The organism is Bradyrhizobium sp. SZCCHNRI2009, assembly GCF_032485115.1.
GTDB lineage: Bacteria > Pseudomonadota > Alphaproteobacteria > Rhizobiales > Xanthobacteraceae > Bradyrhizobium.
Window position 1 is genome coordinate 48,900 of the sequence record NZ_JAUEUH010000006.1, and the last position, 14,882, is coordinate 63,781.

The following is a 14,882-nucleotide window of genomic DNA, read 5'->3' on the forward strand; positions in this document are numbered from 1 at the left end:
GCCGGAGCCCAATATCCGGCTTATATGCACGTCGTCATACAAAATCCCGGCGGCCGCCGCAAATCGATCGAATCACGTCACGCAACTATGGAACTCGATCGGAGCCGATCGCGGCCATTTGGCCTCGGGCGCGCTCCGCATCGCGAGGTTGGTTGTCGCGAGGTCTCAGCCGAGGCCGCGGTCGCCCGTCGCATGCCTGACGCAGGCAGGCCTCGAGGTGAATGCTCCGGACGGGTCGAGAACGCTGCGGCGGCATCGCGATGGTGCAGGAGGCCGTTGCGCTATGTCCATCGTCACGAAGGCAGCTTCGCAAGTCGCGCTCGCCGCGCTCGCAGCCGGACTCATGCTGAGCCAGGCATCGGCGCAGGCTTGGCCGCAGCTGCAACAACAACCGCCGCAGCCGCCGCGCCCGGCAGCGACCCGCTCCATCATCGTGCCCGTCGCCCCGGCCGTCCGGCCGAACGGCGCGCCCGTGATCCCCGCGCCGCCACGTCCCGCCGGCCTGCCGGCGTCGCTGTCGCCCGCGCCCGGCAGCGGGCCGGACGTGTGGCGGCTGCCCAACCCGACCGACGTCAACGACGGCACCGTCACCATCATCACCGCGCCGGCCGGCGGCGCCACCTCCGTGTTCGGCTCGGACATGGCGCGCGTGCTCGATGATCAGACCAACGTCCGCGTGCTGCCGGTGCTCGGCAAGGGACCGGTGCGCAACGTCTCGGATATTCTGTTCCTGAAGAGCATCGACATGGGCGCGGTCGCCGCCGACGTGCCCGAATTCTACCGCCTGCAATACGGCATTCCCGACATCACCTCGCAGCTCCGCTACATCGCGCGGCTCTATCACAACGAGATCCATGTCATCGCGCGCTCCTCGATCCGCTCGATCTTCGATCTCAACGGCAAGCGCGTCATCGCGCCGACCGATGTCGGCTTCTATTCCGCGCGCGTGATCTTCAACCGGCTCGGCCTGACGGCGTCGTTCGACTACGCGACCGATGACGCCAAATCGATCCAGAAGCTGATCGATGGCGACGCCGACGCCTACATCGTCTCCACCGGCAAGGTGTTCCAGCTCGCCCGCAACATCAGGAACGACAACCGCGCGCTGCACCTGGTGACGATCCCCTACGACCGCCGGCTGCAGGACCTCTATCTGCCGACGACATTGTCCTCCGAGGAATATCCGAACCTGCTCAACCCCGGCGAGACGATCGAGACGGTGGCGATCGGCATGCTGCTCGTCAGCTACAATTGGCCGGAGAATACCGAGCGCTACCGAAAGGTGGCGCGCTTCGTCGAGGCGTTCTTCGCCAACTACGACGAGTTCATGAAGCCGCCGCGGCATCCGAAATGGCGGGAGTCGAGCATCGTCGCCGCCATCCCGAACTGGAAGCGGTTCAAGGCCGCGGAAGAGTGGCTGCTGGCGCACAACATGGTGCCGCGACCGCAGGTCGCCGACGTGCGCCAGACCCAGTTCGAGAGCTTCGTGCGCCAGAGCGGGGGACAGCTGTCGAACGATCCGGCTGAGCGCAGCGCTCTGTTCCGCCAGTTCCTGCAATGGCGCCAGCAGCATGGCGGGCCGCCGACGCCGTCGCGCTGAGCTGTCAGCTCGCGGTTGTCTACTTCGCGAGCTCTTTCGAACGCGCCGTGGCCGCCGCGACCGCCTTGGTCAGCAGCGGCTGGAAGCCGTCGGCTCCCATCAGCACCGACAGCGCCGCGGCGGTGGTGCCGCCCGGCGAGGTGACGTTCTGGCGCAGGGTGGCGGACGGCAGGTCCGATTGGCGCAGCAGCTCGCCGGCGCCCGACACGGTGTGGCGCGCGAGCTTCGTCGCCAGGGACTCGGGCAGGCCGGCGGCGACGCCGGCGCGGGCGAGCTCCTCGGCGAGCAGGAACACATAGGCGGGACCCGAGCCGGACACGGCAGTCACCGCGTCCATCAGCGCCTCCTCGTCGACCCATTCCACCGCGCCGGTGGCCCGCAGCAGCGCGTCCGTCAGCCCGCGCTGCGCGGCGCTGACGTTGCCGGCCGGCACGGCCACGGTGATGCCCCGGCCGATCGCGGCGGGCGTATTCGGCATCGCGCGCACGACCGCGCCGCCGATCGTTTGCTGCAGGCCGGCGATCGTCGTCCCCGCCATGATCGACAGCACCAGCGTCGCGTCGCCGACCCACGGCTTCAAGGCGGGGCCGGCGTCGAGGAACATCTGCGGCTTGACGGCAACGATGACGACCTCGGCCGGCGCGGTCGCCGTCGGATTGAGGCGGACGCCTTGGGCCTTTAGCGCCGTGATCTCGGCCGACGGCATCGGCTCGATCACGACGACGCGCGCGGGATCAAGGCCGCCGGCCAGCCACCCGGTCAGCATCGCCCCGCCCATCTTGCCGGCGCCGGCCAGCACGATGGTGCCGGTGAGCTGATGAAGCAGGTTGTTGTCCGCTGATGTCACGACGCACTCCGCTGTCGTCCCTGCGAAAGCAGGGACCCATAACCACCGGCGGTTCTAGTGGAGCAGGGGCAGAGCGACAAGCGTCGCGCGCCACAGGGACATCACGCGGTATGGGTCCCTGCGTGCGCAGGGACGACACCGCGTGTCAGGAAGCGGCGGCGGCTACGCCTCGCCCTCTGTATCGAACAGCGCCGCCGCCATGGCCTCCTGGGTCGACTTGCCGGCCCAGACCACGAACTGGAAGGCCGGGAAATAGCGCTCGCAGGCGTGGATGGCGCCCGCCAGCATGCTCTCGCATTGCAGTCCCGACGCGGTGATCCCGCCGGGCAGCACCAGGGCCTGGCGGTGCATCACCATGCCGGTGTGGGTCCAGATGTCGAAATGACCGAGCCAGAGCTGCTCGTTGATCGCGGCGATCAGCCGCTGCACCTCGGCGCGGCGCGCCTCGGGAATCTTCATGTCGAAGGCACAGGCCAGATGCAGCGCCTCGATCTCCGCCATCCAGGTGAAGGAAAGCTGATAGTCGGTCCACTGGCCCTTGGAGGCGATCGTGATCTCGTCCTCGCCGGAGCGCTCGAACATCCAATTGTTGTCGGCCGCAATGGTCTCGACCACGCTCAGCGGATGATCTGCGGAATCGATAGTGCTTTCGAGCAGGGACATGCCGTCTCGACCTCGTCTTCTTGATCTCGTTGGTACATACGCGGCGACCCGGCCCACGCCCTCTTGGCGCTTCGCGACCCGGCTTGCAGTCCCGGAGGTACCCCGAGGCGTGCGAGGACAAACTGATGTGATTTGCGGAATCTGCGCAACGGGGGGGCGAGTCCGTCCACAGCCAAACACCGCTTCGTCCACAACTCCTGTCCGGCCTGTGGAATCATCGGCGAACGAGAACAAAACGGAATCGGACTCGCCGCAGCCGCTCGGTCTGAGGTGATTTGGCCGCGGGAACGGCCGTGAGCGTCTGCATGGCCGCCCGTCGCGGACCGCGGGCGTGAGGCCTTGCCGCAGCCGCCGACCGCCTGCATAGTTCATTCAGGCCGTCCATCCGGGCGGCCGATGTTCTCAGGGCGGGGCGAAATTCCCCACCGGCGGTAAGCGTTCTCGGTCGAGCGCGAGCCCGCGAGCGCCTTCTCGGCAAGGCACGGTCTGGAGAATTCTGTTCTCCGGAACGCGTCGCGCAGAGAAGGGTCAGCAGATTCGGTGCGATTCCGAAGCCGACGGTCACAGTCCGGATGAAAGAGAACGGGTCCCGGCACCCCGCGCAATCCAGCGTGGGGGCGTCGTCGTTCCGTGTGCCCTGATTCTGGTCTCTGACGAGGACAACCATGAATCAGATGTTGCAAGACGCGCCTACTGATACGCCCACCGACACCATCACCGCAGGAACGTCGCCGCCGGCGGATACGCCGGTCGCGTCACCGCCCGACGAGTCGCCACCGGCGCCGTCGCATCCGCGCTTCAGCAAGCCGCAGCGCGTCGCCTTCGTGCAATCGGCCTGGCATCGCGACGTCGTCGCCGAATGCCGTCTCGCCTTCCTCGACGAGATCGAGGCGCACCACATCCCGCGCGATCGTGTCGACATCTTCGAGGTGCCGGGCTCGTTCGAGATCCCGCTGCATGCGCAGCTCCTGGCCAAGACGCGGCGCTATACCGCGATCGTCGCGGCCGGCCTCGTCGTCGACGGCGGCATCTACCGCCACGAATTCGTCGCCGACACCGTCATCAAGGCGCTGATGGACGTGCAATTGCGCACCGAGGTGCCGGTGTTCTCCGCGGTGCTGACGCCGCAGCAATTCCACGAGACGCAGGCGCATTTCGAGTTCTTCCGCAAGCATTTTGCGACCAAGGGCATCGAGGTGGCGACTGCCTGCGCCGAGACGCTGCTGAGCCTGGAGCGGCTGCGCAGCCAGGTCGCGGCGGGGATTATCTGAGGCGGACGGTGTGTGGCCGGTCACGGCCGGCCACACATGCTTCAGTGTCGGGAGCCGAGGTCTCACCGCGACGGCGGCCTGCTCCCCTCCCCGCAAGGGGGAGGGGAACTCACCGCGTTCGCCGCTCCAGATCGAATCCAACGTCTGGCGCCACGCCAATCAAGCTTGCCGCCCTCGCTTGTCCCCCAGCGACACCAAGCCCCCTCACGCTCCCCGCCTTGTGTTGTCAATTTCCTCGCCACCCCTGTAAAATCTCCCTTGGGAGGAGGCTGGCCCGTGGCGACGGGCGGCCGACAAGGATGATCGAAGGATACGATCCTTATCTCGTCGCGCTCTCGGTCGTGATCGCGAGCCTGGGTGGCTATACCGGTTTCAGTCTCACCGCGCGCATCCGCAGCGGGCCGGGAGAGAATGCGCGCGTGCTGCTGTCCGGCGCCGCCGGGATTCTGGCCGTGGGCATCTGGACCATGCATTTCGTGGGCATGATGGCGGCGCCACTGCCGCCTGATGCCGTCTATCTGGTGCTGCCGACCATCATCTCGTTCCTGATCTGCGCGCTCGTGATCGGCATCTCGCTGTTCTTCGTCAGCATCGGCGATCCCTCCCCCCGGCGCGTCGTCCCTTCCGCGCTGCTGCTCGGCGCCGGCATCGCCAGCATGCATTATGTCGGCATGCACGGCCTGTCCGGCTCATTCGGGTTGACGCATGATCCGGCGCTGGTGGCGCTGTCGGTGGCGATTGCGATCGGCGCCGCCTATGGCGGCCTGCGCATCTTCCTGGCGCGGCAGGACGGGCTACGGCTCGCCATCAGCGCGGTTGCGTTCGGCATCGCCGTGTCCGGCATGCATTACACGGCGATGCTGGGAATGCATGTCGTGCCGATGGGCGAGGGACACCACCACGCCGCACCGGGACTTGCTGCGTCGCCGCAAGCGCTCGCGATCGTCGTCGCCGTGCTGTGCTTCGTCATCGCCGCCGGATTTTTGCTGTCGCTGGTGCCGGACCCGCGCCGTCAATCGCAGCCGATGCCGGCCGTTGCCGAGGCTGCGCCGCAATTGGCGCCGGAGCCGGCCGCGACGGCGGCCGAGCCGGTGGTCGAGGTCGCCGCCATGAGCCGGGCGACGGCGGCGCCGCTGGGGGGCATCGGCCAGCCGCCGCGCGCGACCGCGGCGCGATTGCCGCTGGAGGGCGCCAACGGCACCCATTTCATCGATGCCGGGGACGTGCGCAGCGTGCGCGCCGATGCGCACTACACGCGGATCCACGACGGCACCCGCGAGCGGATGTGCCCATGGTCGATCTCCGAGGCTGAGGCGCAGCTCGATCCCGGCCGCTTCATCCGCGTGCACCGCAGCCACATCGTCGCGATCGAGCACGTGATCTACGTCGGTCGGGAAGGCGAGGGCGCGATCATCGAGCTCGATGGCCCCTCGAAGCCGCGCGTGCCGGTGAGCCGCGCCAAGGTCGCCGAGGTCAAGGCGCGGCTCGGGCTGCGGCGGCCGGCCTGAGTTCAGCGCTCGTTTCGCTGCTGCAACAGAGCGCCGCCATTCTCCCCAACGCATGCAACACCGCGCGCGCGTCTTGCGCGGCCGCTCACGCCGTCACTCGCGCGATTGGGTCGCCCTCGCTGACGCAATTCGTGCGCGATCAGCCGCAATTCGTGCGATTTCGCCGCTCTCCGTGCCGGCTTCGTTGCGCGACCATCGATCCCGATCGACGCTCCGCGCCAATCCGCGATGCGTCCGCGTTCGCACTTCGCTCTCGCAGCACGAACGCCCGCCGCAACAACGCGACGGCCTTGCCGATAAGGCAGGCCAGCACAGGAGAGGAAATGTCATGATTCCTGGCCCGTTCGACTATCACCGGCCGGCGAGCGTCAGCGATGCGATCAAGCTGCTCGCCGACCTCGGCGATGACGCGCGACCGCTCGCCGGCGGCCACAGCCTGCTGCCGATGATGAAGCTGCGACTGGCGACCCCGGCGCATCTGATCGATCTGCACGGCATCGCCGGGCTCAAGGGCATCCGCCGCGATGGCGACCGCATCGTCATCGGCGCGATGACCACGCAGGCCGAGCTGCTGGCCTCGACCGAGATCGGAGCCAGCCTGCCGATCCTGCACGAAACGGCGCTTTTGATCGCCGATCCGCAGGTGCGCTACCGCGGCACGCTCGGCGGCAACGTCGCCAATGGCGATCCCGGCAACGACATGCCGGCGCTGATGCTGGCGCTCGATGCAAGCTACCGTCTGGAGGGGCCGAACGGCGCCCGTGAGGTCGCGGCGCGGGAGTTCTACCAGGGCGCCTATTTCACCGCGCTGGAGCCGGGCGAGATCCTCACCGGGATGAGCATTCCCGTTCCGCCTGCGGGACACGGCTACGCCTATGAGAAGCTGAAGCGCAAGGTCGGCGACTACGCGACCGCCGCGGCGGCCGTCGTGCTGACCATGGCCGGCGGCAAGGTGGCGAGCTGTGTGATCGCGCTCACCAATCTGCACGAGACGCCGCTGCTCGCGACCGACGCGGCGAACGCCGTGATCGGCACGGCGCTGGACGATGCCGCGCTGAAGGCCGCCGCGACGGCGGCGCGCGCGATCATGCAGCCGGCGTCCGATGCGCGCGGCCCGGCCGAGTACCGCATCCATGTCGGCGGCATCATGGTCATGCGCGCGCTGCAGCGCGCGGCGAGCCGGGCGACGTAATCCGCTTTTCGCATTGAAGCCGCCGCGAGGGCGGTCTTCTCCCTCCCCCCTTGTGGGGGAGGGTCGGGGAGGGGGGTAACCCCACGAAAGGTCTGTGTTCGTGGCACCCCCACCCCCGACCCCTCCCCGCAAGGGGGAGGGGAGCGCACCGATGCTGTGGCCTTAGTGAGGCCAATCCCACAATCCCACGAGGGAGCAACCAATGCCCAAAACCCATATCACGATGAAGGTGAACGGCAGCGAGGTCGAAGGCCTCGCCGAGCCGCGCACCTTGCTGGTTCATTTCCTGCGCGAGCAGGCGCAGCTCACCGGCACCCATATCGGCTGCGAGACCAGCCATTGCGGGGCCTGCACCATCGACATCGACGGCATGAGCGTGAAGAGCTGCACCATGCTCGCCGTGCAGGCCAACGGCTGCGAGATCACCACGATCGAGGGCATGGCCAACGCCGACGGCACGCTGTCGCCGCTGCAGGAAGGCTTCCGCATGATGCACGGCCTGCAATGCGGCTTCTGCACGCCCGGCATGATCATCCGCGCGCATCGGCTGCTGCAGGAGAATCCGTCGCCGACGGAGGCGGAAATCCGCGCCGGCATCTCCGGCAACATCTGCCGCTGCACCGGCTACCAGAACATCGTCAAGGCGATCCAATACGCCGCCGCCAAGATCAACGGCGTGGAATTCCAGGAGGCCGCGGAATGAACGACCTGACTCCCACGCGGGAACAACGCGAAGCCGCGCTCGAAGGCATGGGCTGCCGGCGCAAGCGCGTCGAGGACATTCGCTTTACCCAGGGCAAGGGCAACTACGTCGACGACGTCAAGCTGCCGGGCACGCTGCACGGCGACTTCGTGCGCTCGCCGCATGCGCATGCGCGGGTGAAGGCGATCCACACCGAGGAGGCGCTGAAAGTGCCCGGCGTGCTCGCGGTCATCACCGCCGAGACGCTGAAGACCGTCAACCTCGCCTGGATGCCGACCTTGGCCGGCGACGTGCAGATGGTGCTCGCCGACGGCAAGGTGCTGTTCCAGAACCAGGAGGTTGCCTTCGTCGTCGCGACCGACCGCTATGCCGCCGATGACGGCGTCTCCAAGGTGGTGGTCGAATACGAGCCGCTGCCGGTGCTGGTCGATCCGTTCAAGGCGATGGACCCGGACGCCCCCGTTCTGCGCGAGGATCTCGCCGGCAAGACCACAGGCGCACACGGCCCGCGCAAGCATCACAACCACATCTTCGAATGGAGTGTCGGTGACAAGGAACTCACCGACGCCGCGTTCAAGAAGGCCGACGTCACCATCAAGGAGATGATCTCGTATCACCGCACCCATCCGTCGCCGCTCGAGACCTGCCAGTGCGTCTGCTCGTTCGACAAGATCAAGGGCGAGCTGACGATCTGGGGCACCTTCCAGGCGCCGCATGTGATCCGCACCGTGGTGTCGCTGATCGCCAAGATCCCCGAGCAGAAGATCCACGTCATCGCGCCGGACATCGGCGGCGGCTTCGGCAACAAGGTCGGCGCCTATCCCGGCTATATCTGCGCCGCGGTGGCCTCGATCGTCACCGGCAAGCCGGTGAAATGGGTCGAGGACCGCATCGAGAACCTGACCGCGACGGCGTTCGCGCGCGACTATCACATGACCACCGAGATCGCGGCGACCAAGGACGGCAAGGTCACCGGCCTGCGCGTCCACGTGCTCGCCGATCATGGCGGCTTCGACGCCTGCGCCGACCCGTCGAAATGGCCGGCCGGCTTCTTCAACATCGTCACCGGCTCCTATGACTTCCCGGTCGCGCATCTCTCCGTCGACGGCGTCTACACCAACAAGGCGCCGGGCGGCGTCGCGTATCGCTGCTCGTTCCGCGTCACCGAGGCGGCCTATTGCATCGAGCGCGGCATGGACATTCTGGCGCAGAAGCTCGGCATGGACCCGGCGGAGCTGCGCCTGAAGAATTTCGTCAAGCCGGAGCAGTTTCCCTATCACTCGGCGCTGGGCTGGGAGTACGATTCCGGCGACTACCACACCGCCATGCGCAAGATGATGGAGAGCGTGGACTACGCCGGTCTCCGCAAGGAGCAGGCCGAGAAGCGCGCGGCGTTCAAGCGCGGCGAGACCCGCGAGATCATGGGCATCGGCGTCTCCTTCTTCACCGAGATCGTCGGCGCCGGTCCGTCGAAGAACTGCGACATCCTGGGGATCGCGATGTTCGATTCCTGCGAGATCCGGCTGCACCCGACCGGCGCCGGCATCGCGCGGATGGGCACCAAGAGCCAGGGCCAGGGGCACGAGACCACCTGGGCCCAGATCATCGCCAGCGAGATCGGCATTCCCGCCGACAACATCATGGTCGAGGAAGGCAACACCGACACCGCGCCTTACGGCTTGGGCACCTACGGCTCGCGCTCGACGCCGGTGGCAGGTGCGGCCATCGCGATGGCGGCGCGCAAGATCAAGGCCAAGGCGCAGATGATCGCGGCCTACAAGCTCGAGGTCCATGAGGACGATCTCGAATGGGACATCGACGGCTTCCGGGTCAAGGGCCTGCCCGAGAAGGTGATGTCGATGAAGGACATCTGCTGGGCGGCCTACAACTCGGTGCCGCCCGGCATGGAGCCGGGGCTGGAGGCGGTGAGCTACTACGATCCGCCCAACATGACCTATCCGTTCGGCGCCTATCTCTGCGTGATGGACATCGATGTGGATACGGGCGTGTACAAGGTCCGACGCTTCTATGCGCTGGATGATTGCGGCACCCGCATCAACCCGATGATCATCGAGGGCCAGATCCATGGCGGCCTCACCGAAGCCTTCGCCATCGCGATGGGCCAGGAGATCCGCTACGACGCCGAGGGCAATGTCGTCACCGGCTCGTTCATGGACTTCTTCATGCCGACCGCGGTGGAGACGCCGCATTGGGAGACCGACTTCACGGTGACGCCTTCGCCGCACCATCCGATCGGCGCCAAGGGCGTCGGCGAAAGCCCCAATGTCGGCGGCGTGCCGGCGTTCTCCAATGCGGTCAATGACGCGTTCTCGTTCCTGGGCGCGACGCACATCCAGATGCCCCACGACTTCTGGCGCAACTGGCAGGCGGCGAAGAACCTGGGCGTGGTGGCGTAGGCTATATCCAAGTGCACCTTCGTCGTTGCGAGGAGCGAAGCGACGACTTGTCCGCCATAGCCCGAAGGGCGACGGCGGAAGCAATCCAGAGTCCCGCCCATCACCCTGGATTGCTTCCGCCTACGCCCTGCGGGCTTCGGCGGACACGTCGCTTCGTTCGCAATGACGCGGAGAGAGTGGAGCTATAACGGCATCGGCAGTGCGCTCCCCTCCCCCTTGCGGGGAGGGATTGGGGGTGGGGGTCTCCGGCGGCGGTGTCGCCTGATGCTACCCCCCACCCTAGCCCTCCCCCACAAGGGGGGGAGGGAGCGTACTGGCTTCGCGGTGAGATCGAGAATCAAACGCTGATGAAAGCCCGCGACGACATCGCACAATCGCTCTCCGCTTGCGGCTATATCGCCGACGGCGAACTGGCGACCGCGATCGCTCTGATGCAGCTCCTCAGGCGGCCGCTGCTGCTGGAAGGCGAGGCCGGGGTCGGCAAGACCGAGGTCGCCAAGGCGCTCGCCTGCGTGCACGGCACCGAGCTGATCCGTCTGCAATGCTATGAGGGTCTCGACCAGAGCTCGGCGCTGTACGAGTGGAACTACCAGCGCCAGCTGCTCGCGATCGAGGCGCATCGCGGCCAGCCGGACACCATCGAGGACCAGATCTTCTCCGAGAAATATCTGCTGGAGCGGCCGCTGCTTGCGGCGATCCGCCGCGCCACGCCGCCGGTGCTGCTGATCGATGAGATCGACCGCGCCGACGACGAATTCGAGGCGTTCCTGCTGGAGCTCCTGTCGGACTTCCAGGTCTCGATTCCCGAGCTCGGCACCATCAAAGCAATCAGCATCCCGCACGTGGTGCTGACCTCCAACGGCACCCGCGAGCTGTCCGACGCGCTGCGCCGGCGCTGCCTCTATCACTACGTCGACTATCCCGACGTCGATCGCGAGGCGCGCATCATCCTGGCGCGGATCGACGGCGCCTCGGCGCAACTGGCCCTGCAGATCGCGCGCCTCATCGACTCCTTGCGCAAGGAGGAACTGCGCAAGGTGCCCGGCGTCGCCGAGACGCTGGACTGGGCGGCGGCACTGGTCGGGCTCGACGTGCGCGATCTCAAGGACCAGCCGGAGATGGTGCATGACACCTTGATGTGCCTGCTCAAGACCCATGAGGACCGCGCGCGGATCACGCGCGAGGTCACGGCGCGGCTGCTGGGGAAGGTCGCATGAGCTGCTGTGGCACCACGCCCGACCACGAGGACATGAACGCGGTCGCGCGGCTGGTCGCGGGACGCCTCGGTGCATTTCTCAAGACGCTGCGCGACAACGGCTTTGCGGTCGGCCTGTCGGAGGGGCAGGACGCGGCGGCCGTGATGAGTGCGGGCTATGCCGATAAGCCCGGCCTGTTGCGCTCCGCCTTCAAGCACCTGCTTTCGGCGCGCAAGAGCGAGTGGGATCGCTTCGACGGCCTGTTCGACGCGTTCTGGCTCGGCAAGCGCGTGCGCTCGCGCTCGCTGGTCGCCGGCGCGACGGCGAGAGCGAACAGCCCGTCGCTGAAGAGTCTGCGGGATGCGAATGCCGGTCAGCCGGAGCCTCACGGCGCGACCGATCAGATTCCCTCTGACGAAACCCCACGCGACGCGGGCGGCGAGGGCCTGCGCGAAGGGGCATCGCGCGTGGAGTCCATCAGCGATACCGACTTCCGCAAGCTCGCAGATCCCGACCAGGTCGCGCTGGCGCACGAGGCCGCGGCGCGGCTCGCCCGGGCGATGCGGACACGGCTGACGCGCCGCGATCAGTTGCGGCGCAAGGGCGAGCGGCTCGACCTGCGCCGCACCATCCACCGCAACATCAGCCATGGCGGCGTGCCGATTGCGCTGGTGCACCGGCGACGCAAGCACAAGCCGCTGCGGCTGGTGGTGCTGCTCGACGCCTCCGGCTCGATGAGCCCCTACACCGCGGTGTTCCTGCGCTTCATCCACGGTGTGCTCGACGCCTTTCATGAGGCCGAAGCGTTCCTGTTTCACACCCGGCTTGCCTATGTCTCGGATGCGATGAAGGAGAAGGATGCCGCGCGGGCGCTCGACCGTCTCTCGATGATGGCGCAGGGCGCCGGCGGCGGGACGCGGATCGGCGAGAGCCTGCAGACCTTCAATCGCTGGCACGCGCCGCGCGTCATTCATTCGCGGACCTGCGTGATGATCGTCTCCGACGGCTACGACACCGGTGACCCAGCCTTGCTCGGCCGCGAGATGGCGCAGCTGTCGCGCCGCTGCCGCCGCATCGTCTGGCTCAATCCGATGCTCGGCTGGGACGGCTATGCGCCGGAAGCGCGCGGCATCAAGGCCGCGCTGCCCTTCGTCGATCTCTACGCGCCCGCGCATACGTTGAGCTCGCTCGCGGCGCTCGAGCCGTATCTGGCGAGGTTGTGAGATGACGAGGGTGAGCCGCTCTGAAGTGTTGTTGACGCAGACTGTCTCGGCATCGGCGGTCGGCTCCCTCCCCCACAAGGGGGGAGGGAACATACCTTCTCTGTCGAAGCAGTGTGCTTCCGACAGTCCGCAGAGGAGGCAATCATGACCGCCTCTTCCGAACTGCTCGATCTCGCCGCTCAGCTCACGGCCAACGACGAGAGCTTCGTGCTCGCGACCGTCGTCCGCACGGTGTCGGTGACCGCCGCGAAGGCCGGCGCCAAGGCGATCATCCGCCCCGACGGCAGCATCGTCGCGGGCTGGATCGGCGGCGGCTGCGCCCGCGGCGCGGTGCTGAAGGCGGCGCGCGAGGCGCTCGCCGACGGCATCCCGCGCATGGTCTCGGTGCAGCCTGAGAACCTGCTCGCCGAGCTCGGCGTCAAGCCGGGCGAAACCAGGGAGGGCGTGCGCTTCGCCGCCAACATGTGCCCGAGCAAGGGCACCATGGACATCTTCGTCGAGCCGGTGCTGCCGCATCCCGCGCTGGTCATCCTCGGCGCGAGCCCGGTCGCGATCGCGCTCGCGGCGCAGGCGCGGCCGCTCGGCTATCACGTGACGCTGGCGGCGCCGGCGTCCGATCTCGTCACGACACCGGAGGCCGATGTGCTGATCGATGGCTTCGCGCTGGATCAACCGGCCGGGAGCAGCCGCTTCGTCGTGGTGTCGACGCAAGGCAAGGGCGACGAGGCGGCCTTGCGCGCCGCGCTCGCCTGCGATGCGGCCTACCATGCCTTCGTCGGCAGTCGCCGCAAGATGGACAGCCTGCGCGACAAGCTGATCAGGGCCGGCATCGACGCCGCGCTGCTCGACAAGGTCAAGGCACCGGCCGGCCTCGATCTCGGCGCCATCACGCCGGAGGAGATCGCGATGTCGATTCTGGCCGAGATCACGCTGACGCGCCGGCGCGGCCAGCGCGGCTGAATTCCGTCATGGCGCGAGCGGCAGGTCGAACGAAACCCTGAGCCCATCCGGCGCGAAGTCGCGCGTGACCTCGCCCTTCAGCGCCGCGCCGAGAATGCGCTCGAACAGCAGCGAGCCGAAGCCGTTGCTCGCAGGTGGTGAGACCTGCGGCCCGCCGTTCTCCTCCCAGGACAGCTTGAGCCGTCCGTCGGCATGGGTCCAGCTCAGCGTCACCCCTCCTGCATCGTTCGACAGCGCGCCGTATTTCACCGCGTTGGTGACGAGCTCGTGCAGCCCCATCGACAGATACAGCGCGACGCCCGGCGGAAGCGGCACGCCAGGACCGTCGACCGTGACACGGTCGCCTTGCAGCGGCGCCAGTTCGGCGCAGACCAGCTCATCGAGCGCGATCGCCTCGCGGCCGCGATCCAGCGCCAGCGCGTGGCTGCGGGTCAGCGCGGCAATGCGGCCGCGCAGCACCTCGCCGAACGCGGCCAGCGCCGAATCGGCGCGGATGCTGAGCGCGATCACGCTGTCGACCAGCGCCAGCGTGTTCTTGACACGGTGATTGAGCTCATGGACGAGCACGCGATGGTGCTGCTCGATCGTGCGCCGCCGTGCATTCTCGGTGCGCAGCGCGATCTCGTCCATCACGATCTCGCTGAGCTCGGTGAGCTGGGCGATGTCGTCGTCGCTCCACGGCCGCGGCTCGTGATCGATGGCGCAGAGCGCGCCGATCACCTCGCCGCTCGGCAGCCGCAGGGGGACGCCGAGATAGGCGATCACGCCGAGAACCGGCACCGCGAGATTGTCCTTCACCAGCGGATGCTCGTTGGCGTCGTTGATCACCAGCGGCTGTGCCGAGGTCACGACGTGCTGGCAGAAGGAGTGGCTGAGCGGCGTCTCGCGCAGCGACGCCCACGGCTCGCACAGGCCGACCGAGCTCTTGAAGAACTGCCGGTCGCGATCGACCAGCGCGATGATCGCCGCCGGGGCCTGCAGCAGCCGCGAGGTCAAGCGGGTGACGCGATCGAAGCCCGGCTCCGGCGGCGAGTCGAGCAGCTCGGTCTGCAACAGGGCAGTCAATCGGTCTGGCGCGGAGGCGTCGCGATCGGACGTCATGCAGCTTTCGTCGGTCGGGCGTTCAGCCAGTGACAGGTTGCAAGACGGACCGGACGGAGCGCAAATCCGGAGCCGGTCGATCGTGCGGCGCAGTGGTATTCGGCTGGAACGAAGCCGGCGCAGAGACGAGATGAAGCCATCAACGCGGCCATCGCCGCGCCTCAGGGGCGGGGCGAATCCCGGTTCCACGCAGGTAACCAA

The 14,882-nt window shown here is 67.6% G+C and carries 12 protein-coding genes and 1 riboswitch; of the genes, 9 read left to right on the plus strand and 3 right to left on the minus strand.

The genetic code is table 11. The annotated features are described in order from the left end of the window. Positions 1–283: 283 nt before the first annotated feature. Positions 284–1,600, plus strand: coding sequence for a TAXI family TRAP transporter solute-binding subunit (locus QX041_RS21450; RefSeq protein ID WP_316166492.1), 1,317 nt, complete (start codon positions 284–286; stop codon positions 1,598–1,600). A gap of 19 nt (positions 1,601–1,619) precedes the next feature. Here QX041_RS21450 and proC read toward each other — a convergent pair whose 3' ends face one another. Beyond that, on the minus strand, positions 1,620–2,447 hold the full coding sequence (gene proC, locus QX041_RS21455; protein WP_316166493.1) for a pyrroline-5-carboxylate reductase: 828 nt from the start codon (positions 2,445–2,447) through the stop codon (positions 1,620–1,622). Positions 2,448–2,609: 162 nt separating this feature from the next. Next, a complete protein-coding gene (locus tag QX041_RS21460) occupies positions 2,610–3,110 on the minus strand; it encodes a YbjN domain-containing protein (protein ID WP_315714059.1) in 501 nt (166 codons plus the stop codon). Between the two features lie 394 nt (positions 3,111–3,504). Beyond that, positions 3,505–3,698: riboswitch (FMN riboswitch) on the plus strand. Positions 3,699–3,775: 77 nt separating this feature from the next. Here QX041_RS21460 and QX041_RS21465 point away from each other — a divergent pair. The 8 genes from QX041_RS21465 (at position 3,776) to QX041_RS21500 (ending at position 13,580) form a co-directional block, all read left to right on the plus strand. After that, positions 3,776–4,381, plus strand: coding sequence for a 6,7-dimethyl-8-ribityllumazine synthase (locus QX041_RS21465; RefSeq protein ID WP_316166495.1), 606 nt, complete (start codon positions 3,776–3,778; stop codon positions 4,379–4,381). A gap of 299 nt (positions 4,382–4,680) precedes the next feature. Beyond that, positions 4,681–5,889, plus strand: coding sequence for an MHYT domain-containing protein (locus QX041_RS21470; protein WP_315714061.1), 1,209 nt, complete (start codon positions 4,681–4,683; stop codon positions 5,887–5,889). A gap of 328 nt (positions 5,890–6,217) precedes the next feature. After that, the gene (locus QX041_RS21475) at positions 6,218–7,081 is read left to right on the plus strand and encodes a xanthine dehydrogenase family protein subunit M (protein ID WP_316166496.1); all 864 of its coding nucleotides are present in this window, start codon (positions 6,218–6,220) and stop codon (positions 7,079–7,081) included. Positions 7,082–7,283: 202 nt separating this feature from the next. Further along, on the plus strand, positions 7,284–7,784 hold the full coding sequence (locus QX041_RS21480; RefSeq protein WP_315714063.1) for a (2Fe-2S)-binding protein: 501 nt from the start codon (positions 7,284–7,286) through the stop codon (positions 7,782–7,784). Continuing rightward, positions 7,781–10,201 (plus strand): aerobic carbon-monoxide dehydrogenase large subunit, encoded by a 2,421-nt coding sequence (locus QX041_RS21485; RefSeq protein ID WP_316166497.1) that lies wholly within the window; start codon positions 7,781–7,783, stop codon positions 10,199–10,201. The genes QX041_RS21480 and QX041_RS21485 overlap by 4 nt, the downstream gene beginning before the upstream one ends. A gap of 347 nt (positions 10,202–10,548) precedes the next feature. After that, the gene (locus tag QX041_RS21490) at positions 10,549–11,418 is read left to right on the plus strand and encodes a MoxR family ATPase (RefSeq protein ID WP_316166498.1); all 870 of its coding nucleotides are present in this window, start codon (positions 10,549–10,551) and stop codon (positions 11,416–11,418) included. Next, entirely contained in the window at positions 11,415–12,620 is a 1,206-nt protein-coding gene (locus QX041_RS21495) for a VWA domain-containing protein (protein WP_315826173.1), read from the plus strand. Before QX041_RS21490 ends, QX041_RS21495 begins: the two co-directional genes overlap by 4 nt. Before the next feature lie 144 nt (positions 12,621–12,764). Then, complete coding sequence (locus QX041_RS21500; protein ID WP_316166499.1) at positions 12,765–13,580, plus strand: XdhC/CoxI family protein; 816 nt, start codon at positions 12,765–12,767, stop codon at positions 13,578–13,580. 6 nt (positions 13,581–13,586) lie between these two features. On the opposite strand, the gene QX041_RS21505 is transcribed toward QX041_RS21500, so the two are convergent. Beyond that, the gene (locus QX041_RS21505; protein ID WP_316166500.1) at positions 13,587–14,681 is read right to left on the minus strand and encodes an HWE histidine kinase domain-containing protein; all 1,095 of its coding nucleotides are present in this window, start codon (positions 14,679–14,681) and stop codon (positions 13,587–13,589) included. Positions 14,682–14,882: the final 201 nt, after the last annotated feature.